Annotated in this window: 14 protein-coding genes; 10 read left to right on the top strand and 4 right to left on the bottom strand. The window is 67.2% G+C overall.

All coding sequences use genetic code 11. The features are described from left to right. Nucleotides 1–13 precede the first annotated feature (13 nt). On the bottom strand, nt 14–2,347 hold the full coding sequence (locus tag ABD970_RS08755) for a DNA translocase FtsK (protein ID WP_345295693.1): 2,334 nt from the start codon (nt 2,345–2,347) through the stop codon (nt 14–16). 69 nt (nt 2,348–2,416) lie between these two features. After that, complete coding sequence (locus ABD970_RS08750) at nt 2,417–3,487, bottom strand: alanine dehydrogenase (protein ID WP_345295106.1); 1,071 nt, start codon at nt 3,485–3,487, stop codon at nt 2,417–2,419. 163 nt (nt 3,488–3,650) lie between these two features. Between ABD970_RS08750 and trxB the strand changes: the two genes are divergently transcribed. The 5 genes from trxB (at nt 3,651) to infA (ending at nt 8,248) form a co-directional block, all read left to right on the top strand. After that, the gene (gene trxB, locus ABD970_RS08745; protein WP_345295105.1) at nt 3,651–4,613 is read left to right on the top strand and encodes a thioredoxin-disulfide reductase; all 963 of its coding nucleotides are present in this window, start codon (nt 3,651–3,653) and stop codon (nt 4,611–4,613) included. 75 nt (nt 4,614–4,688) lie between these two features. Further along, entirely contained in the window at nt 4,689–5,993 is a 1,305-nt protein-coding gene (locus ABD970_RS08740; RefSeq protein ID WP_425563070.1) for a DUF2254 domain-containing protein, read from the top strand. Continuing rightward, nucleotides 5,980–7,176, top strand: a complete 1,197-nt coding sequence (locus tag ABD970_RS08735) for a GNAT family N-acetyltransferase (RefSeq protein WP_345295103.1) — start codon at nt 5,980–5,982, stop codon at nt 7,174–7,176. Before ABD970_RS08740 ends, ABD970_RS08735 begins: the two co-directional genes overlap by 14 nt. Next, the gene (gene aat / locus ABD970_RS08730) at nt 7,173–7,934 is read left to right on the top strand and encodes a leucyl/phenylalanyl-tRNA--protein transferase (protein ID WP_345295102.1); all 762 of its coding nucleotides are present in this window, start codon (nt 7,173–7,175) and stop codon (nt 7,932–7,934) included. The genes ABD970_RS08735 and aat overlap by 4 nt, the downstream gene beginning before the upstream one ends. Nucleotides 7,935–8,029: 95 nt before the next feature. Next, on the top strand, nt 8,030–8,248 hold the full coding sequence (infA, locus tag ABD970_RS08725) for a translation initiation factor IF-1 (protein ID WP_345295101.1): 219 nt from the start codon (nt 8,030–8,032) through the stop codon (nt 8,246–8,248). A 92-nt stretch (nt 8,249–8,340) separates the two neighbouring features. Here infA and clpA read toward each other — a convergent pair whose 3' ends face one another. After that, entirely contained in the window at nt 8,341–10,620 is a 2,280-nt protein-coding gene (gene clpA, locus ABD970_RS08720; RefSeq protein ID WP_345295100.1) for an ATP-dependent Clp protease ATP-binding subunit ClpA, read from the bottom strand. Between the two features lie 163 nt (nt 10,621–10,783). Beyond that, nucleotides 10,784–11,110 (bottom strand): ATP-dependent Clp protease adapter ClpS, encoded by a 327-nt coding sequence (gene clpS, locus ABD970_RS08715; RefSeq protein ID WP_345295099.1) that lies wholly within the window; start codon nt 11,108–11,110, stop codon nt 10,784–10,786. Between the two features lie 82 nt (nt 11,111–11,192). Here clpS and ABD970_RS08710 point away from each other — a divergent pair, with 82 nt between their 5' ends. From ABD970_RS08710 to acnA, 5 genes are all read left to right on the top strand, one after another. Further along, nucleotides 11,193–11,693: a YbjN domain-containing protein gene (locus ABD970_RS08710; protein WP_345295098.1), complete on the top strand. Its 501-nt coding sequence runs from the start codon at nt 11,193–11,195 to the stop codon at nt 11,691–11,693. Continuing rightward, entirely contained in the window at nt 11,693–12,172 is a 480-nt protein-coding gene (locus tag ABD970_RS08705; RefSeq protein ID WP_345295097.1) for an NUDIX hydrolase, read from the top strand. The genes ABD970_RS08710 and ABD970_RS08705 overlap by 1 nt, the downstream gene beginning before the upstream one ends. Further along, nucleotides 12,169–13,314, top strand: a complete 1,146-nt coding sequence (gene mnmA, locus ABD970_RS08700; protein WP_345295096.1) for a tRNA 2-thiouridine(34) synthase MnmA — start codon at nt 12,169–12,171, stop codon at nt 13,312–13,314. Before ABD970_RS08705 ends, mnmA begins: the two co-directional genes overlap by 4 nt. Beyond that, nucleotides 13,314–13,913 (top strand): high frequency lysogenization protein HflD, encoded by a 600-nt coding sequence (hflD, locus tag ABD970_RS08695; RefSeq protein WP_345295692.1) that lies wholly within the window; start codon nt 13,314–13,316, stop codon nt 13,911–13,913. Before mnmA ends, hflD begins: the two co-directional genes overlap by 1 nt. A 156-nt stretch (nt 13,914–14,069) precedes the next feature. Further along, complete coding sequence (gene acnA, locus ABD970_RS08690) at nt 14,070–16,844, top strand: aconitate hydratase AcnA (RefSeq protein WP_345295095.1); 2,775 nt, start codon at nt 14,070–14,072, stop codon at nt 16,842–16,844. Nucleotides 16,845–16,905 lie beyond the last annotated feature (61 nt).

Here is a 16,905-nt window from a genome sequence, read left to right as displayed (position 1 = left end):
GGCGGACAGCCAGTCATCTCGGGGGCGGCGGCGGCGCGAGCACCGTGCGATCGCCGTTGTGCTCCGGGGGCGAGACCACGCCCGCGGCCTCCATGGCCTCGACCAGGCGCGCGGCGCGGTTGTAGCCGATCTTCAGCCGGCGCTGGACGCCCGAGATCGAGGCCCTGCGGGTTTCGGTGACCACGCGCACCGCGTCGTCGTAGAGCGGATCTCCCTCGTCCCCTGCCCCGTCGCTTTCGGGCAATCCTGTCGCGCCGACGACGACGCCATCTCCCATCGACTGGACGTCGTCGAGGACTCCTTCGATGTAGTCGTTGCCAGGGCTGCTTTGCTTAAGGTGCTCGGCGACGCGATGCACTTCCTCGTCGGACACGAAGGCGCCATGGACGCGCTCGGGCAGCGCGGTTCCGGGCGGCAGGTAGAGCATGTCGCCATGTCCCAGCAGCGTCTCGGCCCCCGACTGGTCGAGGATGGTCCGTGAGTCGATCTTGCTGGATACCTGGAAGGCGATCCGGGTCGGGATGTTCGCCTTGATCAGGCCGGTGATGACGTCGACCGACGGCCGCTGCGTGGCGAGGATGAGGTGGATGCCCGCAGCGCGGGCCTTCTGCGCCAGCCGCGCGATCAGCTCCTCGACCTTCTTGCCGACGATCATCATCATGTCGGCGAATTCGTCGATGATCACGACGATGTGGGGAAGCGTCTCGAGTGGCTGCGCCACTTCGTTGGACTCCGGGTTCGGCTTGAACAGGGGGTCGAGCAGCGGCTGCCGCGCGTCCTTGGCGTCCTTGACCTTCTTGTTGAAGCCGGCCAGGTTGCGCACGCCGACGGCGGACATCAGCTTGTAGCGGCGCTCCATTTCGGCCACGCACCAGCGCAGGCCGTTGGCGGCCTCCTTCATGTCGGTCACGACCGGGGCGAGCAGGTGCGGGATGCCCTGGTAGACGCTGAGTTCCAGCATCTTCGGGTCGATCATCAGCATGCGCACGTCCTTGGGCGAGGCCTTGTACAGCAGGCTGAGCACCATGGCGTTGACCGCGACCGACTTGCCCGAGCCCGTGGTGCCGGCGACCAGCAGGTGCGGCATGCGCTGCAGGTCGGCGACGGTGGGCCTGCCGGCGATGTCCTTGCCCAAGGCCAGCGTCAACGGGCTGCCGGACTTGTCGTACTCCTTGGATCGCAGCAATTCGCTGAGGTAGATCATTTCGCGGTGGGTGTTGGGCGTTTCCAGGCCCACCACCGACTTCCCGGGGATCACGTCGACGATGCGCACCGACTTCACCGAAAGGCCGCGTGCGATGTCCTTGTCCAGCGAACTGATCTGGCTGACCTTGACGCCGGGCGCCGGTTCGAGCTCGAAGCGCGTGATGACCGGGCCGGGGTAGGCGCCCACGACTTCGGCGTCGATGCGGAAGTCCTTGAGCTTGAACTCGATCTGCCGCGACAGCGTTTCCAAGGTCTCCTGGCTGTAACCCTTGGGTTGCGGCTTCGGGTCGTCCAGCAAGGCCAGGGGCGGGATGCCGGTGCCGTCCCCGACATGGAACAGCGGGATCTGCTGCTCGCGCTTGGCCCGCTCGCTCTTCTCGACCTGCGCCGGCGCGGGCGGCTCGATCTTCACCGGCGCGCGCTTGGCCCGCAGTTCGGTGTCGACCTTGCGGCTCTCGATGCGTTCCTCGCGATAGGCGTGCGCCTGGCGCTTTTCGGCGGCCTTGCCTAGCAGACGGCGCATGAGCGCGGGAAGCGCCAGCGTCCAGCGACCCAGTGCATCCATGACCCCGAGCCAGGACAAGCCGGTGGCGAGGGTGATCGCGACCAGCAACAGCGCGAGCAGGAACAGGTTGCCGCCGACCGCGCCGAACCCGGCATTGAGCGAATTGCCGACCAGGCGCCCCAGGATGCCGCCTCCGCCCGCCGACAGGTCGGCGACGCCGGGCATCCTGAGCGCCAGCAACCCGGTGGCGGCCACCAGGAAGCCGACGATGCCGACCAGGCGCAACGCCGGCCCCAGGTCGGCGTCCCCGTCGCCGTCGCTGTCCATCCCGAATAGCGCGATCCAGGCCACCACGCCCAACATGACGGGCAGCAGGTAGGCCACGTAGCCGAACAGGTAAAGCAGCACGTCCGCGGTCCAGGCCCCTACCCTGCCGCCGGCGTTGTTCAGCGGCGCAGTGACGCTCCCCGAGTGCGACCAGCCCGGATCCTCCGGGGAGAACGTGACCAGGCAGACCAGCAGGTAGAGCAGCAGCGGGGCGATCGCGATCAGCGCGATGTCCCGCATCAGCCGTTGGCGGCGGGGGTTCGGTGTCGCGGCCTTCGCGCCCGACTTCGAGCCGCGCTGCCGGTTGATGCGATCCGAGCGTGCGATTGCCACCGTGAGTGATGCCTTAAGAAAATTCCCTAAGTGACTGATGCTACATCAAACATTCATACCCTGCAGCGCCGGATGAATCAATTTCCCGGCTTCCACGTTGATGCCCTTTTGCAGCGCCTCGTTATCGCGCCAGGCACTTCCGGAAGCGAGCCTGTTGACCCAGGGCAGGATTGCAGCGCAGATCGCCTGCGACGACGTCTGCGGCACCGCGCCGGGCATGTTGGTCACGCAGAAGTGCGTCACGCCCTCCTCCACGTAGGTCGGATCCTTCCAGTTCGTGGGGCGGGAGGTCTCGAAGCATCCGCCCTGGTCGATCGAGATGTCGACCACCACGCTGCCGTCCTCCATGCCCTTGAGCATGTCCCGGGTCAGCACGTTCGGGGCCCTCGCCCCGGTCACCAGCACCGCGCCGATGACGAGGTCGGCGGTAGCGACTTCACGCGTGACCACGTCATCGTAGGGATACAACGCAGTGACGTTGTGGCCCAGCCGCATCATTTCGTCCATGCGATCGGTGCGCATCTCGAACACGACCACGTTTGATCCGCCGGCCGCGGCGAGCGCGGCGGACGCGCCCCCGGCCATGCCCGCCCCGAAGACCACGACCTTTCCGCGTTCGGTCGACGGCAGTCCGCCGAGCAGCTTGCCCTTCCCGCCATTGGGCTGGTGCAGCAGCGTCGTGCCGACCTGGGTGGCGATCTTGCCGGCGATGATCGACATGGGCGCGAGCAACGGCAGGTCGCCGTTGGCCAGCTCGACGGTCTCGAAGGCGATTCCGGTCAACCCGATGTCGAGCAGGCGCCGGGTCAGCGCCGGCTCCGCCGCCAGGTGGAGGTAGCAGAACAGCAGGTGGTCCTTGCGCAGGAGCGCCAGGTCCCCTTCGATCGGTTCCTTGACCTTGACGATCAGCTCGCCCTTTTCGTACAGGGCGGCCGCGTCCGGGGCGATGTTCACGCCGAGCGCGGCGTACTGCTCGTCCCGGAAACCGGACTTGAGCCCGGCGCCTTGTTGCAGCCAGACCTCGTGCCCACGGTTGACCAGGTCGCCGGCGGCGGCGGGCACCAGGGCCACCCGCCCTTCGAGGGTTTTGGTTTCCGAAGGGATACCGATACGCATCAGGTTCGCTCCTGCACAAAAAACGCCGCTGGCGCGGCGCGAAACGGAATCATGTCATGCAGACCGCGGACAGCGAGCCCGCGATCGGCGCCTTGTGTTGCCGCTGCCGTGCCGCCAAGCTATGGGGTCCGAAACGCAGCGATTTCATGGAACGCGAGTATACATGACCACTTCCCCCAACTCCGCCCCGAAACACTGCCGGCTGCTGATCCTCGGCTCCGGTCCGGCAGGCTGGACGGCAGCCGTGTACGCCGCCCGCGCCAACCTGGATCCCGTGGTCGTCACCGGCCTGCAGATGGGGGGGCAGTTGATGACCACCACCGAGGTCGACAACTGGCCGGGCGACGCCCATGGACTGCTTGGACCCGCGCTGATGGAGCGGATGCAAGCGCATGCCGAGCGCTTCGACACGGAGACCGTGTTCGACCATATCCACAGCGCCGACCTGTCTCGACGCCCCTTCCGGCTGAAGGGCGACAACGGCGAGTACACGGCCGACGCCCTGGTGATCGCCACCGGCGCCACCGCGAAATACCTGGGCCTGCCGTCCGAGCAGGCGTACATGGGCCGGGGTGTCTCTGCCTGCGCGACCTGCGACGGCTTCTTCTACAAGGGCCAGGACGTCGCCGTGGTCGGCGGCGGCAACACCGCGGTGGAGGAGGCGCTGTACCTGTCCAACATCGCGCGCAAGGTGTACCTGGTGCATCGCCGCGACACCCTGCGTGCCGAGAAGATCATGCAGGACAAGCTGTTCGCGAAGATCGAGGAAGGCCTCATCGAGCCGGTCTGGCACCACGTCGTCGAGGAGGTGCTTGGCAACGACGCAGGCGTCACCGGCATGCGCCTGAAGTCGGTGCAGGACGACTCCACCCGCGAGATCGACGTGCATGGCTTCTTCGTCGCGATCGGCCACACGCCCAACACCTCGCTGTTCGAGGGCCAGCTGGCGATGAACAACGGCTACATCGAGATCCGCTCCGGCCTCAGCGGCAACGCCACCGCGACTTCCGTGCCCGGGGTGTTCGCGGCCGGCGATGTCGCCGACCAGGTCTACCGGCAGGCGGTGACCTCGGCGGGCTTCGGCTGCATGGCGGCGCTGGATGCAGAGAAGTTCCTGGAAAAGTAGCGCGGCGCCGCGTTTACGTGGCGCGTGCGCGCCGAAGGGCGATACTGGTAGACCCAGCTCACCCGGGTGGTAGTCGTGGCCTTGACCGGAAGATGGCTCTACGTCCTGCAGCGCCTCACAAAGCGCATGTGGTTCCGCGCTTCCCTGTATTGCGGGTTGGCCGTGTTGACGGCCCTCGTCGGCGTGGTGGTCAGGCCCGTCCTGCCCCCCGGGCTCGCCGGACGCTTCGGCGCGGATTCCGTGGGGAACATCCTGTCAATCCTGGCGACCTCGATGCTCGCGGTCACCACCTTTTCTCTGGCGACGATGGTCTCGGCCTACGGGACAGCCTCGCAATCCGCCACGCCGCGCGCGGCCAACCTGCTGATCGAGGACAACGGCGCCCAGATCGCGCTGGCCACCTTCATCGGTGCGTTTCTTTTCTCGATCGCGGGCCTGATCGCCCTGAGCACCGGGATCTATGGCGATGGCGGGCGGATGGTTCTGTTCATCGCCTCGGTGCTGGTGATCGTGGTGATCACGGTGACGCTCCTGAGGTGGATCGAGCAACTCTCCCGCTTCGGCCGGGTCGGCGAGACCATCAACCTGGTGGAGGCGGCCACGCGCCGGGCGATGCACACGCGTGCCAAGGCGCCCTGGATGGGCGGAGTGCCATTCGAGGGCCCGCCGCCGGACGGCGTTCCGATCGAGGCCCCGGATGTGGGTTATGTCGAGCACCTGGACATGGAACAACTGGAGCGGGTCGCGGCCGCCCACGGCTGCAATCTCCACGTGCTTGCGCTCCCGGGGACGTTGGCCGTCCCCGGACGGCCCCTCGCCATCGTCACGACCGCACTGGACGAGGACGGCTTGAAAGGCGTGCGCGATGCGTTCTCGATCGGCGACTCGCGGACGTTCGAGCATGACCCCCGCTACGGCCTGGTCGTGCTCAACGAGGTTGCCGTGCGTGCGCTTTCGCCGGCGGTCAACGACCCGGGCACCTGCATCGACGTCATCAGCACCATCGTGCGCCTGTTCGTGGAGTGGTCGGAGGCGCGGGCCCGCCATGCCGGCCATGCGGAGGTCCGCTTTCCGCACGTCCACGTGCCGGAACTGGAGGAAGCCGACATGTACGACGACGTGTTCCCTTCGATCGCGCGGGAGGGCGCGCACATGCGCGAGATTGGCATCAAGTTGCAGAAGGCCTTCATCGCGCTCTCGCGCCTTGAGTACGCCCCCATGCGCCAACCCGTGGCGCGGCATTCCAGGGAAACGCTGGCGAGGGCCATGGCGACGATGACGTTCGAGCCCGATCGCGTGGATCTGCAGCGGACGGCGAGCCAGGGTGCGTGGGCGACGCAGGTCCCGGAAGAGCGACCGGCCGCCGATGGCACCGCTTGAGCGGCGGCTGTTCGATGCGATCGAACAGATCCCCCCGGACCGCTGGGACGCCCTGCACGACGGCGGGAACCCCTTCGTCCATCATGCGTTCCTGGCCGGGCTGGAGCGCCACGGTTGCCTGCGCGACGAATGGGGCTGGCGAGCCCGGCATTTGACCCTGTGGCGCGATGGCAACCTGGTCGCGGCTGCCCCTGGCTACCTCAAGAGCAACTCGCACGGGGAGTTCTTCTTCGACCATGCCTGGGCACATGCCTATGCCCGCCACGGGCGTGAATACTTCCCCAAGTGGCTCTGTGCGGTGCCCTACTCCCCTGTCACCGGGCCGCGCCTGCTCGCCGCTTGCGAGTCGGACAAGGTCGCGTTGGTCGATGCGATCGCCGGGCTGACCGACGACCACGGCCTGTCCTCCGCCCACGTGAACTTCCACCGCGCATCCGAATCCGGGGAGTTTGAATCGGCAGCCGCCAGCGATGGCGCACGCTTGCCTGCGCAGGCCGGTGCCCCGCCCGGCTGGCTGGAACGCATCGACGTGCAATACCACTGGGGCAACGACCACGGCTGGAAGGATTTCGACGACTTCCTTGCGGCGATGGACCACAAGCACCGGAAGAACATCCGACAGGAGCGGGCCCGGATCGCGCGGCTCGGAGTGCAATTGCGCACCGTGCACGGGGACGAGGCCAGCGATCGCGACCTGGCCGCGATGCATGCGTTCTACTTAAGGACCTTCGCCGAGTACGGCAATTCGCCGGCGCTCACGATCGACTTCTTCCGCCACCTCGCCACGCAGATGCCTCGGAGCCTCGTGCTCGTGCTCTGCGAAGCGGCCGGCGCAACGATCGCGGGCGCCTTGTTCCTACGGGGCCGGGACACGCTGTATGGCCGTTACTGGGGTGCGGTGGCATCGCCTCCCGGATTGCACTTCGAGGCCTGCTATTACCAGGGGATCGAATATTGCCTCCGCGAAGGCCTTGGCCGATTCGAACCCGGCGCCCAGGGCGAGCACAAGATCGCCCGCGGATTCCTGCCGTCCATCGTCCACAGCCACCATTGGATCGCGGACCCCGCGTTCCGGCAGGCCATCGGTGCCTGGTGCACGGAGGAGGCGGCGTCGGTCCGCCGCCATGCGCAGGCGCTGGCGGCGCGCACGCCGTTCCGGACACCGCCGGAGCCTTTGCCTTGAGCGTGCACCTGCCCAGGCTGGGGGAAGACCCTGGGTCGCCTTTCCCGCCGCCGTCTTCGGCGCTGGAACGCCCCAATGGCCTGCTCGCGTTCGGCGGCGACCTGACGCCAGCAAGGCTTCTGAACGCCTACGCCCTCGGCATCTTCCCCTGGTTCTCCGACGGCCAGCCCATACTGTGGTGGTCGCCGGACCCGCGGATGGTGTTCGAGACCCAAGGCGTCCAGTTGTCGTCGCGTTTCCAGCGGGGGTTGCGGAACTGCACGTGGGTGGCGCGGGCCGACACCGCGTTCGACGCGGTCGTCCGGGCGTGCGCCACAGTGCCGCGACGCGGGCAGGAGGGGACATGGATCACTGCCGGGATGCAGGACGCCTACCGCGAATTGCATCGGATGGGGCACGCCCACAGCGTCGAAGTCTTCGACGGCGATGTCCTAGCAGGCGGCATCTACGGCGTCGCCCTGGGTCGCATGTTCTTCGGCGAGAGCATGTTCAGCGCTCGATCCGGCGGATCCAAGGTGGCTCTGGCTGCCCTCGCCCACGCACTGCACCTCTGGGGCTGGCCGCTGATCGACGCCCAGGTCGAGAACGAACATCTCGAACGCCTCGGGGCCCGGCGCCTCCGCCGCGACCAATTCATCGGGCGCCTGCGCGACCTGGTCCGCTCGACGCAGGCCCCACCCGGCTCGTGGACGACCCGCTTCGGCACGCTCGCCGCATCCGAGCTCGCGAGCGGCGCCCGCCCCCGGCCAGATGAATGACCGCTGCCCGTGTTTTGCAGCCACCCCCGGGAAGTGTCAGAATGCGCCGCTTGTCCGGCCTCCGGCCGGCACCACTGCAGCATCAAGAAGGACACATGTCGAAAGACGACGTCATCGAATTCGAAGGCACGGTCTCCGAGACCCTCCCGAACACCATGTTCCGGGTGAAGCTCGAGAACGGCCACGAGATCATCGCCCACATCTCCGGGCGCATGCGCAAGCACTACATCCGCATCCTGACCGGCGACAAGGTAAAGGTCGAAATGACCCCTTACGACCTGACCAAGGGTCGGATTACCTATCGCATGAAGTAGTTGCGGTAAGTCATTGAATGAAAAAGGCGGCTACAAGCCGCCTTTTTCGTGGCCGGCGATCTCGTATCGCACGGCTCGATTGCCTGGCCAAGTTACACCGTCACCGGCAGCAGCCGTTCGGGTTCTTCCTGGACGTCAAGCGAGATTTGCCCGTCGACCACGTCGACCGTGACCCGCCCGCCCTTGGCCAGCTTTCCGAACAGCAGCTCATCGGCCAGCGGGCGCTTGATCTTGTCCTGCAGGACGCGGGCCATCGGCCGCGCACCCATCAGGGGATCGAACCCATGCTGCGCCAGCCACTCCCGCGCGGCGGGGGTCGCGGTCAGGCTGACGCCCTGCTCGTGCAGCTGGGTTTCCAGCTCGATCAGGAACTTGTCCACGACGCGCAGGATGTGGTCCAGGCCCAGGGCCTGGAATTGCACGACGGCATCGAGCCGGTTGCGGAACTCCGGCGTGAAGCCCTTGCGGATGACCTCCATGGCGTCGGAACTGTGGTCCTGGTGGGTGAACCCGATGGAACGCCGCGCCGCCTGCGCCGCGCCCGCGTTGGTGGTCATCACCAGGATGACGTTGCGGAAGTTCGCTTCGCGCCCGTTGGTGTCCGTCAGGATGCCCCGGTCCATGACCTGCAACAGGATGTTGAAGATGTCAGGGTGGGCCTTCTCGACTTCGTCCAGCAGCAGGACGCAGTGCGGGGTCTTCACGATCTTCTCGGTCAGCAGGCCGCCCTGGTCGAAACCCACGTAGCCCGGGGGCGCGCCGATCAGCCGCGACACCGAATGCGACTCCATGTACTCGGACATGTCGAAGCGCACCAGCTCGATGCCCAGTTGCAGCGCCAGTTGCTTGGTCACCTCGGTCTTGCCCACGCCGGTGGGGCCGGCGAACAGGAAATTGCCGATCGGCTTGTCGGGATTGGCAAGTCCAGAGCGTGCCAGCTTGATCGCGGAGGTCAGCGTCTCGATCGCCGGGTCCTGGCCGAAGATCACCATCTTGAGGTTGCGCTCGAGGTGCTCGAGCACGTCCTTGTCCGATGCGCTGACCTGCTTCGCGGGGATCCGCGCCATCTTCGCCACGATGGTCTCGACTTCCTCGACGTCGATCAGGCTCTTGCGCTGGTCCTGTGGCAGCAGCCGCTGCCGGGCGCCGGCTTCATCGATCACGTCGATGGCCTTGTCCGGCAGCAGGCGGTCGCCGATGTGCTTGACCGACAGGTCGACCGCGGCCTGCAGCGCATCGTCGGCGTAGGTCACCTCATGGTGGGCCTCGTAGCGGGGCTTGAGTCCCTGCAGGATCTCGTAGGCCTCGCCCACGGTAGGTTCCACGATGTCGATCTTCTGGAAACGGCGCGCCAGCGCGCGGTCCTTCTCGAAGATGCCGCGGTACTCCTGGAAGGTCGTGGACCCGATGCAGCGCAGGTCCCCGGACGCCAGTGCCGGCTTGATCAGGTTCGATGCGTCCATGGTGCCGCCGCTGGCGGACCCGGCGCCGATGATGGTGTGGATCTCGTCGATGAAGAGGATCGCGCCGGCATGCTTCCGGATCGCCGCCAGCACCGCCTTCAACCGCTTCTCGAAGTCGCCGCGGTACTTGGTCCCGGCCACCAGGGCGCCCAGGTCGAGCGAGTAGATGGTCGCGTCGGCCAGCACGTCCGGCACGTCGCCTTCGACGATGCGCCGTGCCAGGCCCTCGGCGATCGCGGTCTTGCCGACGCCGGCCTCGCCGACATAGAGCGGGTTGTTCTTGCGCCGGCGGCACAGGACCTGGATGGTGCGCTCGATCTCGTCGCCGCGTCCGACCAGCGGATCGATCTTGCCGTCGCGCGCCAAGGCATTGAGATCGCTGGCGTAGTCGGCCAGGGCGTCGCCCTTTGCCTCGCCTTCGGCCGCGTCGCCGGTCCGCGTGGCGCCCTCGTCCTCGCCGGTCGACTCCTCTCCCCCGGTCTTGGCGATGCCGTGGGACAGGTAGTTCACCAGGTCGAGCCGCGTCACGTCCTGCTGGTTCAGGAAGTAGACGGCATGCGAGTCCTTTTCTCCGAAGATCGCCACGAGTACGTTCGCACCGGTGACCTCCTTCTTGCCCGAGGACTGGACGTGGTAGACGGCGCGCTGCAGCACCCGCTGGAAGCCCAGCGTCGGCTGCGTGTCGCGGGAATCGTCCTCGTCCAGCTTGAGCACCGAGCTTGCGATGGCCTGCTCGAGGTCGGTGCGGAGCCGGTCGAAATCGGCGCCGCTGGCCTTCAGCACGCTGCCGGCCGAAGCGTTGTCGAGCAGGGCCAGCAACAGGTGCTCGACCGTCATGTATTCGTCTCGAGCTTCGCGCGCGTGCTTGTAGCACTGGCCGATGCTGTATTCGAGGTCCTTACTGAACATGGGGCGTTAGCCTCCGGGAAACCGTTACCTGCTAGATGGGGCCGGCGTCAGCCGTTTCCATGGGCTTGCAGGGTTCGTTGTATGCCCTTCATCCCCGCCTTGGCAAGCGCCTTCGCCGGGACCGGCGCGGGCCCGCCCACGGCGGCCGCGGCCGTGCGCCCCGTCACGCCTTTTCCATGGTGCAGAGCAAGGGGTGCATGTTGACCCGCGAGTACTCGTTGACCTGCGCCACCTTCGACTCGGCCACCTCGCGGCTGTAGACGCCGCAGACCCCGCGCCCCCGGGTGTGGACGTGCAACATCACCTGGGTGGCCTTCTCAAGGCCCATGCCGAAGAAGCGCACCAGCACGTCCACCACGAAGTCCATCGGCGTGTAGTCGTCGTTCAGCAACAGGACGGAATACAGCGGGGGCGGCGCGACCTGGGGCTTGTCGGGTTCGACCACGACGCCGTGGTCGCGCTCATGTTCGTGATCTGGCTTCGGCGACATGGCCCGATTATACGAAGGACACGCGTGTGGACGCAGGCGGGCCCGGCGGACAGAATGACGCCTTCGACCTCGGGAGCCCGAAATGCGCGCCACGTTCCAGTGTTTCCTCCTCGGAGCCTGCCTGGCGTCAGCCGTCGGCGGCCCTGCAAAGGCCCAGGTCGCGGCTGCGGCCGCCCCGCCCGGTTCCGTGGAGGCGCGCCTCCAGTCCCGCGACTTCCGCTACGAAGTCGACGAGGATGGCGACTTCAAGATTGTCCTGTCCTGGCAGAAGGAAGCACGGTCGCAGCTGGTCTACGTCGCCGGGAAGGCCGACCAGGCGGGGGATCTTGCCATCCGGCAGGTGTTCGCCCCCGCGGCGAGCCTGGAAGGTGCCGGCCTCTCGCCCGAGGCGCTCCGCGCCTTGCTTCGCGACAACGCCAGGCGCGCCCTCGGTCATTGGGCGATCAATGACAGCCATTTGCTCTACGTGATCAACGTACCCGACGACATCGACGCCCAAGGCCTCGAGACGGCCATCAATGTCGCCGCCGAGGCAGCCGACGGAAAGGAACTGGAACTGACAGGCGACAAGGACGCGTTCTGATGTCCTACCGCGAGGGCCGATTCTGGCAACCCGACGTGACCGTCGCCACCGTCGTGGTTTCGGACGGACGGCTGCTGTGCGTCGAGGAGCGCGTCAACGGCGACCTGGTCATCAACCAGCCCGCCGGCCATCTCGAACCCGACGAAAGCCTGGCGGACGCCGCGCTGCGCGAGACCTTGGAGGAAACCGGTTGGCAGACGCGTCTGACCGCCTTCATCGGCGCCTACCAGTGGAAGGCGCCGCCGCGGTCTGGCGAACGCGACGGTCGCCATTACCTGAGGTTCGCCTTCGCCGCGCAGCCGCTGTGCCACGAGCCCTCCCGGCGCCTGGACGAAGGCATCGTGCGCGCGATGTGGTGGACCCCGGCAGAGCTGGAAGCGGCACGGGACCGGCACCGCAGTCCCTTGGTATGGCGGGCGGTCGTCGATTACCTCGGCGGCAATCGGCACGACCTGTCGGTGCTGCGGCAGCTTCCATGAGCGAGTGCGACACGATCGTCGGAGTGTCCGGCGGTGTCGATTCCTCGGTCGCCGCGATGCTGCTCCGCGACCAGGCGGCGAGCGGGGGCGCGCGTATCGCCGGCTTGTTCATGGACAATTGGGCCGACGACGGCAGTGGCGACTGCCGCGCCGAGGACGACCGCCGCGACGCGGTCGCGGTCTGCGGCACGCTCGGCCTGCCCATCCATTTCCGGGATTTCTCCAGCGAGTACTGGCAAGGCGTGTTCGAGCATTTCCTGGCCGAGTACGCGCGCGGTCGCACACCGAACCCGGACGTGCTTTGCAACCGGGAGATCAAGTTCAAGCACTTCCTAGAGGCCGCGCGAGGGCTTGGCGCAGCACGCATCGCCACCGGCCATTACGCGCGCATCGGGAAGCAAGGGGGTCGCTGGCAACTGTTGCGTGCCGCGGATCGCGCGAAGGACCAGAGCTACTTCCTGCACCAGCTCGGCCAGTCGCAACTGGCCGCGACCCTGTTCCCGCTCGGCGAACTGGTCAAGGCCGACGTACGCGCCATGGCGCGGGCTGCCGGCTTGCCCACGGCGGACAAGCGGGACTCCACCGGCATCTGTTTCATCGGGGAGCGCGATTTTCGCGGCTTCCTGTCGCGATACCTTCCGGCCCGCGCCGGCGAGATCCAGACACCCGACGGCAGGTGCCTGGGCCAGCACACGGGGGTGTTCTATTTCACCCTGGGCCAGCGCGAAGGCCTGCAGATCGGCGGCATCCGCGGGTTTGCTGCGGCTCCCTGGTACGTCGTCGGCAAGGACGTGGGTCGCAACATCCTGTTCGTCGACCAGGGCAGCGACAGCCCCTACCTGTTCTCGACGACGACATGGACCGAGGAAGCGCACTGGATCTCCGGCAGCCCACCAGGCAGGCGCTTCGCATGCCATGCACAGGTGCGCTACCGGCAACGCGAGGAGCCGTGCGAGGTGACGGTCGAAGATCCGGGAACGTTGCGGGTGGTGTTCGATCGCCCCCAGCGGGCGGTGACCCCCGGGCAATCCCTGGTGCTTTACGATGAGCAGGCCTGCCTCGGCGGCGCGGTGATCGCGTCGACCGACGCGCCACTGGAATCGCGACAACGCGGGGAAGCCCGCAGGAGTACCACTGCATGATGCACGACCGAGCGCTTGCCCTTGCCGGCCTTGCCCAAGCGCTGCACCAGGTCCGTCGGGTCGCCGATACCGGCCAGGTCGACGCCGCGGTGCTCGAAACCGCGATGCGCAGCGTGTTCCGGATCGAGGCGGATTCGCCGTTGGACGTGTACGGCGCGGTCGACGCCTTGGCACCCGGCTTGCGGCTGGTGCAGCGCTACCTGGGCAGTCGCGGCGAGGACCAGCTGTTGCCCAGGCTCGCCCTGTCGGTCACCCAGCTGGAGCGCCGCTTCGTGCGCGAAGAGCAGATCGCCACCCGGGTCCGGGACGGCATCCTCGCTGCCGAACCCGCCGCCGATCGCCTGGGCCATGCCCACCCCGAGGTTCTCGCCACGCTCGGCAACCTCTACGCCGAGACCGTCAGCCATTTGCGCCCGCGCATCTTGGTGCAGGGCAACCCGCATTACCTGGGGCAGCCCGATATCGTCGCCGAGATCCGCGCGATCCTGTTGGCGGCCTTGCGATCCGCGGTGCTATGGCGGCAGGTGGGCGGGAGCATGTGGGACTTCCTCCTGCGTCGCCGGCAACTCCAGCAGGCCATCGAAAGCGTCCGGGACTGACCGGGCGCCGCCGCGCCTTCGGAAGGCCCTGAACGGGCCGTCGCCACGGGGTCATCCGCGCCCAAGCCCTGCGCCTGTGCGACGCTTCCGGCATAATTGGCGGGTTCAGGCGGCGACTCCTGCCGCCTCCCCCATTCGCTTTTCCGGAGCCCACGCATGGCCGACTCCTTCGCCACACGCGCCCAACTCGACGTCAACGGCAAGTCCTACGTCTATTTCAGCCTGCCCAAGCTCGGCGAGCGGTTCGACCTGGCCCGCCTGCCCTATTCGATGAAGATCCTGCTGGAGAACCTGCTGCGGCACGAAGACGGCGGCATGACCGTCGGCAAGGCGCATATCGAGGCGGTCGCGCAGTGGGATCCGAAGGCCGAACCCGACACCGAGATCGCTTTCATGCCGGCGCGCGTGCTGCTGCAGGACTTCACCGGGGTCCCTTGCGTCGTCGACCTGGCCGCGATGCGCGACGCGGTGGCCAGGCTCGGTGGAGCGGCGAGCCAGATCAATCCGCAGATCCCGTCCGAGCTGGTCATCGACCACTCGGTGCAGGTCGACGCCTACGGACGCCCGGAGGCGCTGGACCTCAACGCGAAGATCGAGTTCGACCGCAACAAGGAGCGCTACGGGTTCCTGCGCTGGGGCCAGAAGGCATTCCAGGACTTCAAGGTGGTGCCACCGAGCACGGGCATCGTCCACCAGGTGAACCTTGAGCACCTGGCACGCGTGGTGATGGAGCGGGAAGTCGACGGGACCCTGCTCGCATTCCCCGACACCGTGTTCGGCACCGACTCGCACACGACGATGATCAACGGCCTCGGGGTGCTCGGCTGGGGCGTGGGCGGGATCGAGGCCGAGGCCGCGATGCTGGGCCAACCCTCCTCGATGCTGATCCCGCAGGTCGTCGGCTTCAAGCTCACCGGCCGGCTCCCGGAGGGCGCGACCGGTACCGACCTGGTGCTCACCGTGACCCAGATGCTGCGCGCCCACGGCGTGGTCGGAAAGTTCGTGGAATTCTTCGGTGAAGGACTGCCCCACCTGCCGCTGGCCGACCGGGCCACGATCGCCAACATGGCCCCCGAGTACGGCGCGACCTGCGGCATCTTCCCGATCGACGAGGAGTCGTTGAACTATCTCCGACTGTCGGGACGCGACGCGGCCCGGATCGCACTGGTCGAGGCCTATGCCAAGGCCCAGGGACTGTGGCACGCGCCCGGCACGCCGGATGCGGAGTACTCCTCGATCCTGGAGCTCGACATGGCCAGGGTCCTGCCGTCGCTGGCCGGGCCCAAGCGTCCGCAGGATCGCGTGCTGCTGAGCGACATGCAGGAGAACTTCCGCGAGCACGTCGTCGGCATGACCGCGCAGCGGACCATGAAGCTGGAGGAGGAAAAGCGGGAGATGGATGCCGAGGGCGGGCACCAGGACCAGGCCGAACATCTCGCGGCCGCGCCGGTCGCGCGGATCCGAATCCACGACCAGGATGCCGACCTGACCGACGGGTCGGTGGTGATCGCCGCAATCACGTCCTGCACCAACACCTCCAACCCCGCAGTCATGCTGGGAGCCGGGCTCGTCGCGCGCAATGCGCTCGCCAAGGGCCTCAGGGCGAAGCCATGGGTGAAGACCTCGCTCGCGCCGGGCTCGCTGGTGGTCACCGACTACCTCCAGAAAGCGGGCCTGCTGGACGACCTCGAGCAAGCCGGGTTCTACCTCGTCGGCTATGGCTGCACCACCTGCATCGGAAACTCGGGACCGCTGCCGGACCCGGTGGCCGAGGCGATCGTGCAGAACGACCTCGCGGTCGCCGCGGTGCTGTCGGGCAACCGGAACTTCGAAGGCCGGATCCATGCCCACGTCAAGATGAACTACCTGGCTTCTCCGCCGCTCGTGGTGGCGTACGCCCTGGCGGGCACCATCAACATCGACCTGACCAATGACCCGATCGGCCACGACGCCGACGGCAACGACGTCTACCTGCGCGACATCTGGCCAACCACGAAGGAAGTGGCCGACCTGGTCGCCGGCACCGTCGGCCCGGAGATGTTCTCGAAGAACTACGCCGACGTGTTCGAGGGCGACGCGCGCTGGAACGCGATCGAGTCCCCCGATGGCGAGCTCTACCGGTGGGACGAGGCGTCCACCTACATCAAGAGTCCGCCCTACTTCGAAGGCATGACCATGGACGTCGGCAGCATCGACGACATCCATGGCGCGCGCGTGCTCGGCCTGTTCGGCGACTCGATCACCACCGACCACATCTCGCCCGCCGGCAACATCAAGAAGGATTCGCCCGCCGGGACGTTCCTGCAGCAGCGAGGGGTGCAGCCAGCCGATTTCAACAGCTACGGCTCGCGACGCGGCAACGACGACGTGATGGTGCGCGGCACGTTCGCGAACATCCGCATCAAGAACCGCTTCTTCGATGGCGAGGAAGGCGGCAACACCCTGTACTTCCGCAAGGGTGCCGCCGGCAAGGGTGACGGCGAGAAGATGCCGATCTACGACGCGGCGATGAGATACAAGGCCGACGGCACGCCGCTGGTGGTGCTGGCCGGCAAGGAGTACGGCACCGGCTCGTCGCGCGACTGGGCCGCCAAAGGCACCCTCCTGCTCGGCGTGAAGGCCGTGATCGCGCAAAGCTTCGAGCGAATCCATCGGTCCAACCTCGTGGGCATGGGTGTCCTGCCCTTGCGATTCAGGGATGGCCAGGACGCCGGCACGCTGGGTCTGGATGGGTCGGAGTCCTTCGACATCACCGGCCTGGACGACGGCGCGTCCAGGATCGCGCAGGTCGTGGCACGCAAGGCCGACGGCAGCGAGACCCGGTTCGAGGTCGACGTGTTGCTCCTGACGCCCAAGGAAACCGACTACTACCGCAACGGCGGCATCCTGCACTACGTGCTTCGCCAGCTTGCGGCCAGGAAGGCGGCCTGAGGCAAGAACTTTGAGTCGCGGGCCCACGGCCTCGCCGCGGGCACCAGCGGTCCAGCGCAGG

The sequence above is a fragment of the Luteimonas vadosa genome (assembly GCF_039543545.1).
Lineage (GTDB): Bacteria > Pseudomonadota > Gammaproteobacteria > Xanthomonadales > Xanthomonadaceae > Luteimonas > Luteimonas vadosa.
The sequence above is the reverse complement of the archived record's forward strand: the minus strand, read 5'-3'. Positions and strand labels throughout refer to the sequence as shown.

Bases quoted from the DNA above. Each gene is read 5' to 3' on its own strand.
- ABD970_RS08750 (WP_345295106.1), bottom strand. From the start codon at position 3,487: ATGCGTATCGGTATCCCTTCGGAAACCAAAACCCTCGAAGGGCGGGTG.
- trxB (WP_345295105.1), top strand. From the start codon at position 3,651: ATGACCACTTCCCCCAACTCCGCCCCGAAACACTGCCGGCTGCTGATC.
- ABD970_RS08735 (WP_345295103.1), top strand. From the start codon at position 5,980: ATGGCACCGCTTGAGCGGCGGCTGTTCGATGCGATCGAACAGATCCCC.
- infA (WP_345295101.1), top strand. From the start codon at position 8,030: ATGTCGAAAGACGACGTCATCGAATTCGAAGGCACGGTCTCCGAGACC.
- clpA (WP_345295100.1), bottom strand. From the start codon at position 10,620: ATGTTCAGTAAGGACCTCGAATACAGCATCGGCCAGTGCTACAAGCAC.
- clpS (WP_345295099.1), bottom strand. From the start codon at position 11,110: ATGTCGCCGAAGCCAGATCACGAACATGAGCGCGACCACGGCGTCGTG.
- ABD970_RS08710 (WP_345295098.1), top strand. From the start codon at position 11,193: ATGCGCGCCACGTTCCAGTGTTTCCTCCTCGGAGCCTGCCTGGCGTCA.
- ABD970_RS08705 (WP_345295097.1), top strand. From the start codon at position 11,693: ATGTCCTACCGCGAGGGCCGATTCTGGCAACCCGACGTGACCGTCGCC.
- mnmA (WP_345295096.1), top strand. From the start codon at position 12,169: ATGAGCGAGTGCGACACGATCGTCGGAGTGTCCGGCGGTGTCGATTCC.
- hflD (WP_345295692.1), top strand. From the start codon at position 13,314: ATGCACGACCGAGCGCTTGCCCTTGCCGGCCTTGCCCAAGCGCTGCAC.
- acnA (WP_345295095.1), top strand. From the start codon at position 14,070: ATGGCCGACTCCTTCGCCACACGCGCCCAACTCGACGTCAACGGCAAG.